The sequence below is a fragment of the Streptomyces sp. NPDC002088 genome (assembly GCF_040296605.1).
GTDB lineage: Bacteria > Actinomycetota > Actinomycetes > Streptomycetales > Streptomycetaceae > Streptomyces.
Genome location: NZ_JBEOXO010000012.1, coordinates 15,106 through 29,696, shown reverse-complemented (window position 1 = coordinate 29,696; position 14,591 = coordinate 15,106). Strand labels below are relative to the sequence as shown.

12 protein-coding genes are annotated in these 14,591 nt (G+C 71.5%); 11 read left to right on the top strand and 1 reads right to left on the bottom strand.

Annotated elements, in window-relative coordinates:
• Positions 1 to 76: 76 nt before the first annotated feature.
• From ABT114_RS24910 to ABT114_RS24900, 3 genes are all read left to right on the top strand, one after another.
• Complete coding sequence (locus ABT114_RS24910; protein WP_351145062.1) at positions 77 to 208, top strand: hypothetical protein; 132 nt, start codon at positions 77 to 79, stop codon at positions 206 to 208.
• 148 nt (positions 209 to 356) lie between these two features.
• The gene (locus ABT114_RS24905; protein WP_351145061.1) at positions 357 to 2,444 is read left to right on the top strand and encodes an ABC transporter ATP-binding protein; all 2,088 of its coding nucleotides are present in this window, start codon (positions 357 to 359) and stop codon (positions 2,442 to 2,444) included.
• Between the two features lie 142 nt (positions 2,445 to 2,586).
• Positions 2,587 to 3,510: an EamA family transporter gene (locus tag ABT114_RS24900; protein WP_351145059.1), complete on the top strand. Its 924-nt coding sequence runs from the start codon at positions 2,587 to 2,589 to the stop codon at positions 3,508 to 3,510.
• A 120-nt stretch (positions 3,511 to 3,630) separates the two neighbouring features.
• On the opposite strand, the gene ABT114_RS24895 is transcribed toward ABT114_RS24900, so the two are convergent.
• Positions 3,631 to 4,371 carry a class I SAM-dependent DNA methyltransferase gene (locus ABT114_RS24895; RefSeq protein ID WP_351145058.1) on the bottom strand — a complete coding sequence of 247 codons (741 nt, stop codon included), beginning with the start codon at positions 4,369 to 4,371 and terminating at the stop codon, positions 3,631 to 3,633.
• Between the two features lie 127 nt (positions 4,372 to 4,498).
• Between ABT114_RS24895 and ABT114_RS24890 the strand changes: the two genes are divergently transcribed.
• The 8 genes from ABT114_RS24890 to ABT114_RS24855 are packed head-to-tail and all read left to right on the top strand — an operon-like array spanning position 4,499 to position 14,583.
• A complete protein-coding gene (locus tag ABT114_RS24890; RefSeq protein WP_351145057.1) occupies positions 4,499 to 5,293 on the top strand; it encodes a TIGR03084 family metal-binding protein in 795 nt (264 codons plus the stop codon).
• Complete coding sequence (locus tag ABT114_RS24885) at positions 5,290 to 6,957, top strand: acyclic terpene utilization AtuA family protein (protein WP_351145056.1); 1,668 nt, start codon at positions 5,290 to 5,292, stop codon at positions 6,955 to 6,957. Before ABT114_RS24890 ends, ABT114_RS24885 begins: the two co-directional genes overlap by 4 nt.
• The gene (locus ABT114_RS24880; protein WP_351145055.1) at positions 6,954 to 8,552 is read left to right on the top strand and encodes an acyl-CoA carboxylase subunit beta; all 1,599 of its coding nucleotides are present in this window, start codon (positions 6,954 to 6,956) and stop codon (positions 8,550 to 8,552) included. Before ABT114_RS24885 ends, ABT114_RS24880 begins: the two co-directional genes overlap by 4 nt.
• 10 nt (positions 8,553 to 8,562) lie before the next feature.
• On the top strand, positions 8,563 to 10,404 hold the full coding sequence (locus ABT114_RS24875; RefSeq protein WP_351145054.1) for an acetyl/propionyl/methylcrotonyl-CoA carboxylase subunit alpha: 1,842 nt from the start codon (positions 8,563 to 8,565) through the stop codon (positions 10,402 to 10,404).
• A gap of 54 nt (positions 10,405 to 10,458) precedes the next feature.
• A complete protein-coding gene (locus ABT114_RS24870; protein WP_351145053.1) occupies positions 10,459 to 11,640 on the top strand; it encodes an acyl-CoA dehydrogenase family protein in 1,182 nt (393 codons plus the stop codon).
• Between the two features lie 38 nt (positions 11,641 to 11,678).
• A complete protein-coding gene (locus ABT114_RS24865; protein ID WP_351145283.1) occupies positions 11,679 to 13,247 on the top strand; it encodes a 4-coumarate--CoA ligase family protein in 1,569 nt (522 codons plus the stop codon).
• Entirely contained in the window at positions 13,244 to 13,978 is a 735-nt protein-coding gene (locus ABT114_RS24860) for an enoyl-CoA hydratase family protein (RefSeq protein WP_351145052.1), read from the top strand. The genes ABT114_RS24865 and ABT114_RS24860 overlap by 4 nt, the downstream gene beginning before the upstream one ends.
• Positions 13,966 to 14,583, top strand: a complete 618-nt coding sequence (locus ABT114_RS24855) for a TetR/AcrR family transcriptional regulator (protein ID WP_351145051.1) — start codon at positions 13,966 to 13,968, stop codon at positions 14,581 to 14,583. Before ABT114_RS24860 ends, ABT114_RS24855 begins: the two co-directional genes overlap by 13 nt.
• Positions 14,584 to 14,591 lie beyond the last annotated feature (8 nt).

Below are 14,591 nucleotides of genomic sequence, written 5' to 3'. Positions count from 1 at the left end.
GAGAACCGTGTAAGTTTCTCGACGTCGGGAATTCCTCGCACGACCACTGGTACAGCGCAAAACCCAAGGAGTTGGAATGAGCTTCAAGAAGCTTGCCCCGCTGCCCCCCAAGCCCAAGTCGAAGCAGCTCCCGCCCCCGCCGAAGCCGAAGGCGAAGAAGAAGCACGAGCCCAAGCCGCTGCCGAAGCCGCTCGGCCAGGACAGCTGATCCAGCGCTGAAAGAGGGCCGATGGTGCACCGTCGGCCCTCTTCCCGTCCGCGTAATCGTATGCGCAATTCCTGAATTCCGGGCGCACGTTCTGACGGCGGAAGCGAAGGGAAAGGGAATGGGGATGGGAATGGGGATGGGTGAGGAAATGGATGATGATGAGGAACTCGAATACGAAACCCCCACCATTCCCGCCCGCACCGCCTTCCGTCGCTTCTGGCCCCTGACCAGAGGGCTGCGCCGCTGGCTGGTGATCGTCTGGGTGTGCACGGTGCTGGCCGCGCTCGCCGAGACCGAGGCGATCCTGCTGTTCGGCGAACTGACCGACCACGCCCTGCAGGACGGCTCGCTGAGCGCGTTCTGGGACCCGGCCGCCAAGTGGCTGGGTGTCGCCGTGGTCGGCGCGGTCGTCGCGTACGCCGGCAACTCCCTGGCCGCCTGGGCCACCGAGCGCTTCGTGATGAGACTGCGCGAGCACGTCTTCGACCACGTACAGCAGTTGCCGCCCCACTTCTTCCAACGCCACCGCCAGGGCGACCTGTTGTCCCGGCTGACGAGTGACGTCGAGGCCATCGAGACGCTGGTCGTCTCGGGGCTCGTCGGCGCCGCGTCCGCCGCCTTCTCCGCGCTCTTCTACGCGGCCGCCGCTTTCTGGCTGCGCTGGGACCTGGCCGCCGCCACCTTCGTCCTGGCCCCGCTGTTCTGGCTGGCCGCCCGCCGCTTCTCCGGCTCCATCAAGTCGGTCGCGCGCGAGGGCCGGGTCGCCGACGGCGCGATCACGTCGGTGGTCGAGGAGTCCCTCGGCAACATCGTCCTGACCCAGGCGTACGACCGCCGAGACGCGGAACGCCGACGTCTGCACGAGGAGGCGACCGCCTGGTTCCGCGCCTCCGTCCGCTCCACCCGCCTGAACGAGGCGTACGAGCAGCTGGTGCAGGTCATCGAGACGGTGTGCGTGCTCGCGGTGATCGGCATCGGCGCCTGGGAGATCTCCACCGGCCGGATGACCCTCGGCCAGCTCCTCGCCTTCGCCGCCTTCCTCGGCTACCTCTACCCGCCCGTACGCGGCCTGGCCCAGCTCGGCCTCACCATCACCGCGGCCACCGCGGGCGCCGAGCGGCTCATCGAGATCCTGGACGTACGCCCGTCGGTCACCGACCCCCGGCATGCCTCCGACACCGGCCGCCCCGACGGCACGGTGGAGGCCCGCGACGTCTCCTTCAGCTATCCCGGCGCCGACCGCATCGCCCTGGAAGGCCTGTCGTTCACCGTCAGTCCGGGCGAGCTGGTGATCATCACCGGCCCGAGCGGCGCGGGCAAGTCCACGGTCTCCAAGCTCCTGCTCCGCTTCTACGACCCCGACGCGGGCGACCTCCTGCTGGACGGCGTACCCCTGCGCGACCTCCCGCTGGCCCGCCTGCGCGAGTACGTCACCCTCCTGCCGCAGGAGACCCTCGTCCTGCACGACACCGTCCGCGCGAACATCGCCTGCGGCCGTCCCGGGGCGAGCGAGCAGGCGATCGTGGAGGCGGCCAAGGCGGCCGACGCGCACGACTTCATCGCGAAACTGCCCGACGGCTACGACACCCGGGTCGACCCCAACTCCGCCCGCCTGTCCGGCGGCCAGCTCCAGCGCCTCGCCATCGCCCGCGCGATCCTGCGCGACGCGCCCGTCCTCGTCCTCGACGAGCCCACGACCGGCCTGGACGCGATGGCCGCCCGCCGGGTCGTCAAGCCCCTGCGCCGCCTGATGACCGGCCGTACCACCATCATGATCACCCACGACCTCAACCTCGCCCCCGACGCCGACCGCATCCTGGTCGTCGACCGCGGCCGCATCGTCGAGACGGGCCGCCACGACGAACTGCTGGCCCGTGGCGGTGCATACTCCCGGCTGCACCGCTCGCAGAACAACGCGGTGATGGACACCGGGGAGCTGCGGCTGCCGCTGTTCACGGAGGGGTTCGCGGGGAGCGGGGGGCCGGTGGCGTACGAGGACGGTGGCCAGGGGGCGTACGGGTATGGGCATGGATACGGGCAGGGGTACGACGTGTATGCCGCCGCAGCTCCCGAGGCCTGGGCGCAGCCGCCCGTGCACGAGTCCTATGAGCCGTACGTCGCCCATCAGCCGGTGTTCACCGGCCATGCCGCCGCAAGCGCCTACGAAACCATCCCCACCACGTTCCCCGACGGCCGCCCGCTCTTCCGCGACGAGGAGCCCTGGCCCGGCATCTGACCCATCTCCCTCCAGTCCTTCCAGTTCCTCCAGTGCTCCAGGACAGCTGCATAAAGGGTTCACACGCCTGACTGAGTCCATTACCCTGGACTCGGCAGTACATCGCGATGAACAAACCCCCGAGCCAAGCCCTGGAACGCCCGTGACTCCGACCTCGACTTCCACCCCGACCTCGTCTTCGACCGAGGTCGCCTCCCCCGCGGGCCGCCGGGGTTCCCTCGGTCCCATCGGCCTGGTGTTCGCCGGCGGGGTCTCGGTGCAGTTCGGCGGAGCCCTGGCCGTGACCCTGATGCCGCGGGCCGGTGCGCTCGGCGTGGTGAGCCTGCGGCTGCTGGTGGCGGCGGTGGTCCTGCTGCTGGTCTGCCGGCCGCGGCTGCGCGGGCACTCCCGCGCCGACTGGGGCACGGTCGTGGTCTTCGGTATCGCGATGGCCGCGATGAACGGCCTCTTCTACCAGGCGGTCGACCGCATCCCGCTGGGCCCCGCCGTCACCCTCGAGGTCCTCGGCCCCCTCGCCCTCTCGGTCCTCGCCTCCCGCCGCGCGGTCAACGTCGTCTGGGCGGGACTGGCCCTCGTCGGCGTCTTCCTCCTCGGCGGCGGAGACTTCGGCGACCTCGACCCCGCGGGCGTCGCCTTCGCCCTGGGCGCGGGCGCGATGTGGGCGGCGTACATCGTCTTCAGCGCACGTACGGGCCGCCGCTTCCCGCAGGCCGACGGGCTCGCCCTCGCGATGGCGGTCGGGGCGGTGCTGTTCCTGCCGCTGGGCATCGCCGAGTCGGGCACGAAGCTCCTCGACCCGGTGACGTTCGCGCTCGGCGCCGGGGTGGCCCTCCTCTCCTCCGTCCTCCCCTACACCCTCGAACTCCTCGCCCTGCGCCGCCTGCCCGCGTCCACCTTCGCGATCCTGATGAGCCTGGAACCGGCGATCGCGGCAACAGCCGGCTTCCTCATCCTGGACCAGGCGCTCTCCGCCCTCCAGGCGGCGGCCATCGCCCTGGTCATCGCGGCGAGCATGGGGGCGGTACGGACGCAGGTGGGGCGGGGGAGGGCGAAGGATGTGAGCTGAGCGCTCCGCTGGAAGCGCGGTGACGATCCCGCGGGCCGGTGGGGGCTGGTCGCGCCTTCAGGGCAGTGGGGGAGGGCGTGGCGGGCCCCGCGAAACGGGGTGGCTGAAAGGGGCGCGGTGTCAGCCGGCCGGCTTCTCCCAGACCGACACATGGCTGCGGCTCTCGCCGGTGAACGGCCGTCGCGTCCAGTCCTCCCACCGGTTCCGCAGCCGCATCCCCGCCAGCCGGGCCATCAGATCCAGCTCGGCCGGCCACACATACCGGAACGGAATCGACCGGTACGATCCGTGCCCGTCCTCGACCCTGACGTGGTGCGAGCTCATCGACTGGGTCGCGACGTCGTAGAGGTCGAACCCCAGCCGGTCGCCGCCGACATGGAACGGCACCGCGGTCTGCCCGGGTGGAAGCCGGCGCAGGTCCGGCACCATCAGCTCGACGACGAAGCAGCCGCCCGGCGCCAGATGCTCGGCGGCGTTCTCGAAGCAGGCGACCTGGGCGTCCTGCGAGGTCAGATTCATGATGGTGTTGAAGACCAGGTACGCCACCGAGAAGCTGCCCGCCACCTTCGTGGTCGCGAAGTCCCCCATCGTCACCCTGATCGCCGCGCCGCCGGGCTTGTCCCGGAGCCGGGCCACCATCGCCCGCGACAGGTCGACGCCGTGCACCTCCACTCCGCGCCGCGACAACGGCAGGGCGATGCGTCCGGTGCCGATGCCCAGCTCGAACGCCCGGCCGTCACCGGCCAGCTCCGCCAGGAGCTCTACGGCCGGCTCCACCATGCTCGGCGCGAACATCTCCGCCGACGACTCGTCGTACCGCGCCGCCACGGACTCCCCGAAGTAACCGTCCTCATCGATCACCGGAGGACCGTACTGCCGGGAGCGTCCGGGGCGCGCGCGATTTTGCCGCCGCCTCGCCGGAGCTGTGGAAAACAAATTAATGCAAGCATGCTTGCTTGTTTCTTGCTCCACTGCCATCCTCGCCCCCATGGCCGACCCGACGCCCGTGTTCGACGACCTGCGTGCCGATAGTGACGAACTCGACCTGCTCGTCGCCGAGTTGGGGCCGGAGCGCTGGACGCTCCCCACCCCCGCTCCCGGCTGGACCATCGCCCACCAGATCGCCCATCTCGCCTGGACCGACCGCTCGGCCCTGCTCGCCGTCACGGACGGGGACGGTTTCCGCGTCCTGGTGGAGAAGGCCCTCGCCGCCCCCGACTCGTTCGTCGACCAGGGCGCGGAAGAGGGGGCCGCGCTCCCGCCGGACGAGCTGCTGGCGCGGTGGCGGGAGGGGCGTACGGCGTTGGACGCGGCCCTGCGCGCCGCACCGCCCGGCGCCCGCTTCCCTTGGTACGGCCCGCCCATGTCGGCCGCCTCCATGGCCACCGGCCGGATCATGGAGACCTGGGCCCACGGCCAGGACGTGGCCGACACGCTGGGTGTGATCCGCCCACCCACGGACCGGCTGAGGCATGTGGCGCGCATTGGTGTGCGGGCCCGTGACTTCGCCTTCGGGGTACGGGGCCTGACCCCACCCGAGGAGGAGTTCCGCGTCGAACTCGTCGGCCCGAACGGTGACGTGTGGAGGTACGGCCCCGAGGACGCCGCCCAGCGCGTCACCGGCCCGGCGCTCGACTTCTGCCTCCTGGTCACCCAGCGCGCCCACCGCGCCGACCTCGCGCTCCAGGTCACCGGCCACGACGCCGACCGCTGGCTGGACATCGCCCAGGCCTTCGCGGGCCCGCCCGGCGGCGGGCGCCCGCCCAAGGAGACGGCTGAATGACCCTCCGCATCGGCAACGCCTCGGGTTTCTACGGCGACCGTTTCGACGCGATGCGCGAGATGCTCACCGGCGGCGAACTGGACGTCCTCACCGGCGACTACCTCGCCGAGCTGACGATGCTCATCCTGGGCCGCGACCGGCTGAAGGATCCCGGCGGCGGGTACGCCCGTACGTTCCTGAGGCAGCTGGAGGAGTGCCTGGGGCTGGCGCACGAGCGGGGCGTGAAAATCGTCAGCAACGCGGGGGGCCTCAATCCCGCCGGACTCGCCTCTCGAATAGGCGAGTTGGCGGACGGCCTCGGCCTCCCCGTCCACGTCGCCCACGTCGAGGGCGACGACCTCACCGCCCGCCACCCCGGCAGCCTCGCCGCCCACGCCTACCTCGGCGGCTTCGGCATCGCGGCCTGTCTGCGGGAGGGCGCCGACGTCGTGGTCACGGGAAGAGTGACGGACGCGGCGCTCGTCACCGGGCCCGCCGCCGCCCGCTTCGGCTGGGGACCGGGGGACTACGACCGGCTCGCGGGGGCCGTCGTCGCCGGGCACGTGCTCGAGTGCGGGACGCAGGCGACCGGCGGCAACTACGCCTTTTTCCAGGACGGCGATGTCCGACGCCCCGGCTTCCCGCTCGCCGAACTCCACGAGGACGGCACCGCCGTCATCACCAAACACCCTGGTACCGGCGGCTTCGTCGACGTCGGCACGGTCACCGCGCAGCTGTTGTACGAGACGGCGGGCGCCCGGTACGCCGGCCCCGACGTCACCGCCCGCCTCGACACGATCAGGCTCACCCAGGACGGCCCCGACCGCGTCCGCATCGACGGCGTCAGCGGCGAGGCCCCGCCTCCGACCCTCAAGGTCGGCCTCAACCGGCTCGGCGGCTTCCGCAACGAGGTCACCTTCGTGCTGACCGGCCTCGACATCGAGGCCAAGGCCGCCCTCGTACGGGAGCAGATGGCGCCCGCGCTCACCAAAGTCGCCGATGTGCGATGGGAGTTGGCCCGAACCGACCGCCCCGACGCCGACACCGAGGAGGCGGCGAGCGCGTTGCTGCGGCTCGTCGTGCGGGATGCGGAGCAGGAGGCCGTCGGGCGGGCCCTCAGTGGGGCCGCCGTCGAGCTGGCCCTCGCGAGCTACCCCGGCTTCCATGTGCTCGCTCCACCTGGAAAAGGCTCGCCCTATGGGGTCTTCGAGGATGTCTACGTCCCCCATGGCGCCGTCGGCCATGTGGCCGTCCTCCACGGCGGGCGACGAATCCCAGTGCCGTCGGCCCACGACACCGCCGTACTCGAAGACGTACCTCAGCCGCCCCTGCCTGAGCCCCTGCCGCCGGGACCGGTCCGCCGCGCCCCTCTGGGCCTCGTCGCCGGTGCCCGCAGCGGCGACAAGGGCGGCAACGCCAACGTGGGTGTCTGGGCCCCCACGGACGAGGCCTGGCGGTGGCTCGCGCACACCCTCACCGTCGACCGATTCCACGAACTCCTCCCGGAGACCGCCGACTTGACAGTCGTACGCCACCCCCTGCCCAACCTCCGCGCCCTCAACTTCGTCGTCGAGGGAATCCTCGGCGCCGGCGTCGCCGCCCAGCACCGCTTCGACCCGCAGGCCAAGGCCCTCGGCGAATGGCTGCGCACCCGTCACCTGGACATACCGGAGGCTCTGCTGTGACGGTCCTTCCGTCCGCGCTGGACGTCAACAGCCCGGATTACCGGGCCCACCGCGAGGCCATGCTCGCCAAGCTCGCCGACCTCGACGCCGAGCACGCGAAGGCGCTCGCCGGGGGCGGCCCGAAGTACGTCGAGCGGCACCGCGGGCGCGGCAAGCTGCTCGCCCGGGAGCGCATCGAGCTGCTCCTCGACCCCGACACGCCCTTTCTGGAACTGTCCCCGCTGGCCGCCTGGGGCAGCGACTACACGGTCGGCGCCTCGCTCGTCACCGGGATCGGTGTCGTCGAGGGCGTGGAGTGCCTGATCACCGCCAACGACCCCACCGTGCGCGGCGGCGCCAGCAACCCGTGGAGCCTGAAGAAGGCCCTGCGCGCGAACGACATCGCGCTCGCCAACCGGCTGCCCTGCATCAGCCTGGTGGAATCGGGCGGAGCCGACCTGCCGTCCCAGAAGGAGATCTTCATCCCCGGGGGCGCGATCTTCCGCGATCTGACGCGGCTGTCGGCCGCCGGAATCCCCACCCTCGCCGTCGTCTTCGGGAACTCCACCGCCGGGGGCGCCTACATCCCCGGCATGTCCGACCACGTGATCATGGTCAAGGAGCGGGCGAAGGTGTTCCTCGGCGGGCCGCCGCTGGTGAAGATGGCCACCGGTGAGGAGAGCGACGACGAGTCGCTGGGTGGTGCCGAGATGCACGCGCGCGTGTCGGGTCTCGCCGACTACTTCGCCGTCGACGAGCAGGACGCGCTGCGGCAGGCGCGGCGGGTCGTGGCCCGGCTCAACCATCGCAAGGCGTACGGTGATCCGGGGCCGGCCGTCCCTCCCAAGTATGACGAGGAGGAACTCCTGGGGATCGTCCCGGGCGACCTCAAGATCCCCTTCGACCCGCGCGAGGTCATCGCCCGGATCGTCGACGCCTCCGACTTCGACGAGTTCAAGCCGCTGTACGGGACGAGCCTCGCCACCGGCTGGGCCACCTTGCACGGCTACCCGGTCGGCATCCTGGCGAACGCCCAGGGTGTGCTGTTCAGCGAGGAGTCCCAGAAGGCCGCCCAGTTCATCCAGCTGGCCAACCAGCGCGACATCCCGCTGCTGTTCCTGCACAACACCACCGGCTACATGGTCGGCCGGGAGTACGAGCAGGGCGGCATCATCAAGCACGGCGCGATGATGATCAACGCGGTCAGCAACTCGAAGGTGCCCCACCTGTCCGTTCTCATGGGCGCCTCGTACGGTGCCGGGCACTACGGCATGTGCGGGCGGGCGTACGACCCGCGTTTCCTGTTCGCCTGGCCCAGCGCGAAGTCGGCGGTGATGGGGCCGCAGCAGCTGGCCGGCGTGCTGTCCATCGTCGCCCGGCAGTCGGCCGCCGCGAAGGGGCAGCCGTACGACGACGACGCCGACGCGGCCCTGCGCGCCATGGTCGAGCAGCAGATCGAGTCCGAGTCCCTGCCGAAGTTCCTGTCCGGGCGGCTGTACGACGACGGCGTCATCGACCCGCGCGACACCCGCACCGTCCTCGGCCTGTGCCTGTCGGCCGTCCACACCGCGCCCTACGAGGGCGCGCGCGGCGGCTTCGGCGTCTTCCGGATGTGAGGTCCCGAACGTGATTTCTTCCGTCCTCGTCGCCAACCGCGGCGAGATCGCCTGCCGTGTCTTCCGCACCTGCCGTGAGTCGGGAATCCGGACGGTCGCCGTGCACTCGGACGCCGACGAAAACGCCCTCCACGCGCGTGTGGCGGACGCGGCGGTACGGCTGCCGGGGGCGACCCCCGCCGAGACGTACCTGCGCGGCGACCTGATCGTGAAGGCCGCGGTGGCGGCCGGCGCGGACGCGGTGCACCCCGGCTACGGCTTCCTCTCCGAGAACGCCGACTTCGCGCGCGCCGTCCTGGACGCGGGCCTCGTCTGGATCGGGCCGCCCCCGGAGGCGATCGAGGCCATGGCGTCCAAGACCCGCGCGAAGGAGCTGATGGGGCTCGCGCCCCTGCGCGAGGTCACCGAGGCCGACCTGCCGGTGCTGGTGAAGGCGGCCGCGGGCGGCGGAGGCCGCGGGATGCGGATCGTGCGCCGCCTCGAGGAGTTCGACGCCGCGCTGGAGGGCGCCCGCGCGGAGGCCACGAGCGCCTTCGGGGACGGCGAGGTCTTCGTCGAGCCCTACGTCGAGAACGGGCGCCACGTAGAGGTGCAGATCCTCGCCGACACCCACGGCACGGTGTGGGCGCTCGGCACCCGCGACTGCTCCCTCCAGCGCCGCCACCAAAAGGTGATCGAGGAGGCACCGGCGCCAGGGCTCTCCGAGGGGCTCGCGGAGGAGTTGCGCGCGCTGGCCGTGCGCGCCGCCCGCGCGGTCGACTACGTGGGCGCCGGCACCGCCGAGTTCCTCGTCGCCGACGACAAGGCGCACTTCCTGGAGATGAACACCCGCCTCCAGGTGGAACACCCCGTCACGGAAGCGGTGTTCGGCGTCGACCTGGTTGCCGAGCAGATCAGGATCGCCGAGGGCCACGCCCTCGAAAACGACCCTCCACGCGCGCGTGGCCACGCCGTCGAGGCCCGCCTCTACGCCGAGGACCCGGCCCGCGACTGGGCCCCGCAGACCGGCACCCTGCACCGCCTCGCCGTACCGGACGGCGTCCGCCTCGACACCGGCTACACCGACGGCGACGAGATCGGCGTTCACTACGACCCCATGCTCGCCAAGGTCGTCGCCCACGCCCCCACGCGCGCGGAGGCCCTCCGCAGCCTCGCCGGCGCCCTGGAACGGGCGACGGTCCACGGCCCCACCACCAACCGCGACCTCCTCGTACGCTCCCTGCGTCACCAAGAGTTCACCGCCGCCCGCATGGACACCGGCTTCTACGACCGCCACCTCACCACCCTCACCGAGCCTGCCCCCGACCCCTACGCCCCCCTGGCCGCCGCCCTCGCCGACGCCCACGCCCGCTCCCGCTTCGGCGGCTGGCGCAACCTGCCCTCCCAGCCGCAGACCAAGCGATACGCGATGGCGGGCGAGGAACACGAGGTCCACTACCGGCACACCCGGGCGGGCCTGACGGCCGACGGAGTGCGCGTCGTCCACGCCGACGCGGGTCTCGTCGTACTCGAAGCGGACGGAGTACGGCGGAAGTTCGAGGTGTCCCGCTACGGCGACCAGGTCCACGTCAACGCCACCACCCTGACCGCCCTGCCCCGCTTCCCCGACCCGACCGCGCAGCACACCCCCGGCTCCCTCCTCGCCCCGATGCCGGGGACGGTCGTGCGGGTTGCCGAGGGGTTGGAGGTCGGAGCCGCCGTAGAGGCCGGTCAGCCGATTCTCTGGCTCGAAGCGATGAAGATGCAGCACCACATCTCGGCACCTGTTGACGGGACGCTCACCGACCTCCCCGTGACTCTGGGGCAGCAGGTCCAGGTCGGCACGCTGCTGGCGGTAGTACAGCAGGCCTAGGGGCGCGGGGAACTGCGCGACCAGCCACGACGAGCCCGCACCCGAAGGAGCCACATGACCACCCTCCTCGAATCCGAAGAACACAAGGACCTCCGCGCCGCGGTAGCGGCATTCGGCAAGCGCTACGGCCGCGAATACCTCACCAAGGTCGTCGCCGAGGGCGGCTACCCGACCGAGCTCTGGCAGGAAGCCGCCAAGCTCGGCTACCTCGCCGTCAACCTGCCGGAGGCATACGGTGGAGGCGGCCGCGGCATCGCCGAACTCTCCATCGTCCTGGAAGAGCTCGGCGCAGCCGGCGCCCCCCTCCTCATGATGATCGTCTCGCCCGCCATCTGCGGCACGGTCATCGCCCGCTTCGGCACCGAGGAGCAGAAGCGCGAGTGGCTGCCCGCCCTCGCCGACGGCACCCGCACGATGGCCTTCGGCATCACCGAACCCGACGCCGGTTCCAACAGCCACCGCATCACCACCACCGCCCGCCGCGACGGCGACAGCGGGGACTGGCTGCTGACCGGCCGCAAGGTCTTCGTCTCCGGCGTCGACATCGCCGACGCCACCCTCATCGTCGGCCGCACCGAGACCGTGTCTTCCCAAAGCGGTCGCACCGGCAGCCTCAAGCCCTGCCTGTTCATCGTCCCGCGCGACGCCGAGGGCTTCTCCTGGCGGCCGATCGACATGGAACTGCACGGCGCGGAGAAGCAGTTCGAGCTGGTCCTGGACGAGGTACGGCTGCCCGCCGAGGCTCTCGTCGGCGACGAGGACGCCGGGCTGCTCCAGCTGTTCGCCGGGCTCAACCCCGAGCGGATCATGACGGCCGCCTTCGCGATCGGCATGGGACGCTACGCCCTGTCCCGGGCGATCGGGTACGCGCGCGACCGTACCGTCTGGAAGACCCCGATCGGCGCCCACCAGGCCATCGCGCACCCCCTCGCCCAGGCGCACATCGACCTCGAACTGGCCCGCCTGATGATGCAGAAGGCCGCGTATCTGTACGACGCGGGTGACGACGTCGGCGCGGGCGAGGCCGCCAACATGGCGAAGTACGCGGCCGGGGAGGCCTGCGTGAAGGCCGTCGACCAGGCCGTGCACACCCTCGGCGGCAACGGCCTCACGCGCGAGTTCGGCCTCGCGTCATTGATAACCGCCGCGCGTGTGGCTCGTATTGCTCCGGTGAGCCGGGAGATGATTCTCAACTACGTCTCCCACCAGACCCTGGGTCTGCCCAAGTCGTACTGATCCAGCACGCCGTTGTGCGAGGAGGAACCGTGTCACGAGTGTTCCGCAGCGAGTACGCAGACGTCACTCCCGTCGAACTCCCCATCCACGAGGCGGTGCTGGGCCGGGCCGCCGGGTTCGGGGACACGCCCGCGCTCGTCGACGGCACCGACGGCACCACGCTCACGTACGAACAGGTCGATCGCTTCCACCGGCGGGTCGCCGCCGCGCTGGCCGAGGCGGGTGTACGCAAGGGCGACGTCCTCGCCCTGCACAGTCCCAACACGGTCGCCTTCCCGATCGCCTTCTACGCCGCCACGCGCGCGGGGGCCTCCGTCACCACCGTGCATCCGCTCGCGACGCCCGAGGAGTTCGCCAAGCAGCTGCGCGACTCGGCGGCCCGCTGGATCGTCACCGTGTCCCCGCTGCTGGAGAGCGCGCGCAGGGCCGCCGAACTCGCGGGCGGCGTCCAGGAGATCTTCGTCTGTGACAGCGCGCCGGGACACCGCTCCCTGATCGACATGCTCGCCTCGGCCGCGCCGGACCCGGTGGTCGACATCGACCCCACCAAGGACGTGGCAGCCCTCCCGTACTCGTCGGGGACCACGGGCATCCCCAAGGGCGTGATGCTCACCCACCGCCAGATCGCCACCAACCTCGCCCAGCTGGAACCCGCCATCAAGGCCGGCCCCGGCGACCGCATCCTCGCCGTGCTGCCCTTCTTCCACATCTACGGTCTGACGGCCCTGATGAACGCCCCGCTGCGCAAGGGCGCCACCGTCGTCGTACTCCAGCGCTTCGAGCTGGAGACCTTCCTCGCGGCCATCCAGAACCACCGCATCACGGGCCTGTACGTGGCCCCGCCGATCGTGCTCGCCCTGGCCAAGCACCCGGCCGTCGCGCAGTACGACCTGTCGTCGCTGAAGTACATCATCAGCGCCGCCGCCCCCCTGGCCGCCGAACTCGCCGCCGCCTGCTCCAGGCGCCTCGGCCTGCCGCCCGTCGGCCAGGCCTACGGCATGACGGAACTGTCGCCCGGCACCCACGTAGTCCCCCTCGACGCCATGCGCGACGCGCCTGCCGGGACCGTCGGCAGGCTCATCGCCGGCACCGAGATGCGCGTCGTCTCCCTCGACGACCCCGACAACGACCTCGGCATCGGCGAGCCCGGCGAGATCCTCATCCGCGGACCCCAGGTCATGAAGGGCTACCTGGGCCGCCCCGACGCCACCGCCGACATGATCGACAAGGCCGGCTGGCTGCACACCGGCGACGTCGGCCATGTCGACGCCGACGGCTGGCTGTTCGTCGTCGACCGCGTCAAGGAGCTCATCAAGTACAAGGGCTTCCAGGTCGCCCCCGCCGAACTAGAGGCCCTCCTGCTCACCCACCCCGGCATTGCCGACGCCGCCGTCATCGGCGTCTACAACGACGAGGGCAACGAGGTCCCGCACGCGTACGTGGTCCCCCAGCCCACCGCCACCGACCTCTCCGAAGGAGAGGTCATGATGTACGTCGCCGAACGCGTCGCCCCCTACAAACGCGTCCGGCAGGTCACCTTCATCGACGGGGTGCCGCGCGCCGCCTCCGGGAAGATACTGCGCCGACAGCTGAGGGAGCGGACGTGACCCTGATCGGACGGACCCGCGCGCGTGGCATCGACACGCTCAGCCTCGACTCCCCGGACAACCGCAACGCGCTCTCCGCGGCGCTCGTCGGCGAGCTCGCGGACGCGCTGACCGGCTGCGCCAAGGACACCGACGTGCGCGCGGTCGTCCTGACCCACACCGGCAACACGTTCTGCGCGGGCGCCGACCTGCGCGACCCTCCGCACCCGGACGCGCTGGTCGGCCTGCTGCGGCAGATCGTCGAGCTGCGCAAGCCGGTCGTCGCCCGGGTCACCGGGCACGTACGGGCGGGCGGCCTGGGACTGCTCGGCGCCTGCGACATCGCGGCCGCGTCGCGCCAGGCCACGTTCGCGTTCACGGAGGTGCGGATCGGGGTCGCCCCCGCTGTCATCTCGCTCACCCTGTTGCCCCGTACGGACCCGCGCGCCCTCGCCCGCTACTACCTCACCGGCGAACGCTTCGACGCCGTCGAGGCGGCCCGTATCGGCCTGCTGACCGCGACCGGCGACGACGTGGACGACGTACTGGCCCCCGTCCTGGACGGCCTGCGCAAGGCCGCCCCGCAGGCCCTGGCCGAGACGAAACAGCTGCTCACGGCTAGGGTGCTGGAGGCATTCGACCAGGACGCGGCCGACCTCACCGCGCTCTCGGCCCGGCTGTTCTCCTCCCCGCAGGCCCGCGAGGGGATGACGGCCTTCCTCGAACGACGGGATCCCGCATGGGTGGTGTGAGCACGGTCGGCGACCGTCTGGAACGTACTCCCAAGCAGGACCGCAGCCGAGCCACCCGACAGCGCCTCCTGGAAGCCGCCGTGTCCTGCCTCGCCGAACACGGCTGGACGGGCTCCACGGTCGCGGTCGTCGCCGAACGCGCCGGAGTCTCCCGGGGCGCTGCCCAGCACCACTTCCCGACCCGCGAGGACCTGTTCACGGCGGCGGTCGAGTACGTCGCCGAGGAACGCTCCACCGCCCTGCGCGCCCTGTTCCCGCAGGGCGCGGCAGGCGACCGGCGAGCGGTGGTGGCGGCCCTCGTCGACCTCTACACGGGCCCGCTCTTCCGCGCCGCCCTGCACCTGTGGGTGGCCGCGTCGAACGAGGAACAGCTGCGCCCGCGCGTGACCGAACTGGAGGCCCGCGTCGGCCGGGAAACCCATCGGATAGCCGTCGACCTGCTGGGCGCGGACGAGTCCCGGCCCGGGGCACGGGAAACGGTCCAGGGCCTGCTGGACATGGCCCGCGGTCTGGGCCTGGCCAACCTGCTCACCGACGACCGTCCGCGCCGCGAGCGGGTGGTGGCGCAGTGGACGGCCGTCCTCGACCAGGCGCTCAGGGACTGAGCCGCGAG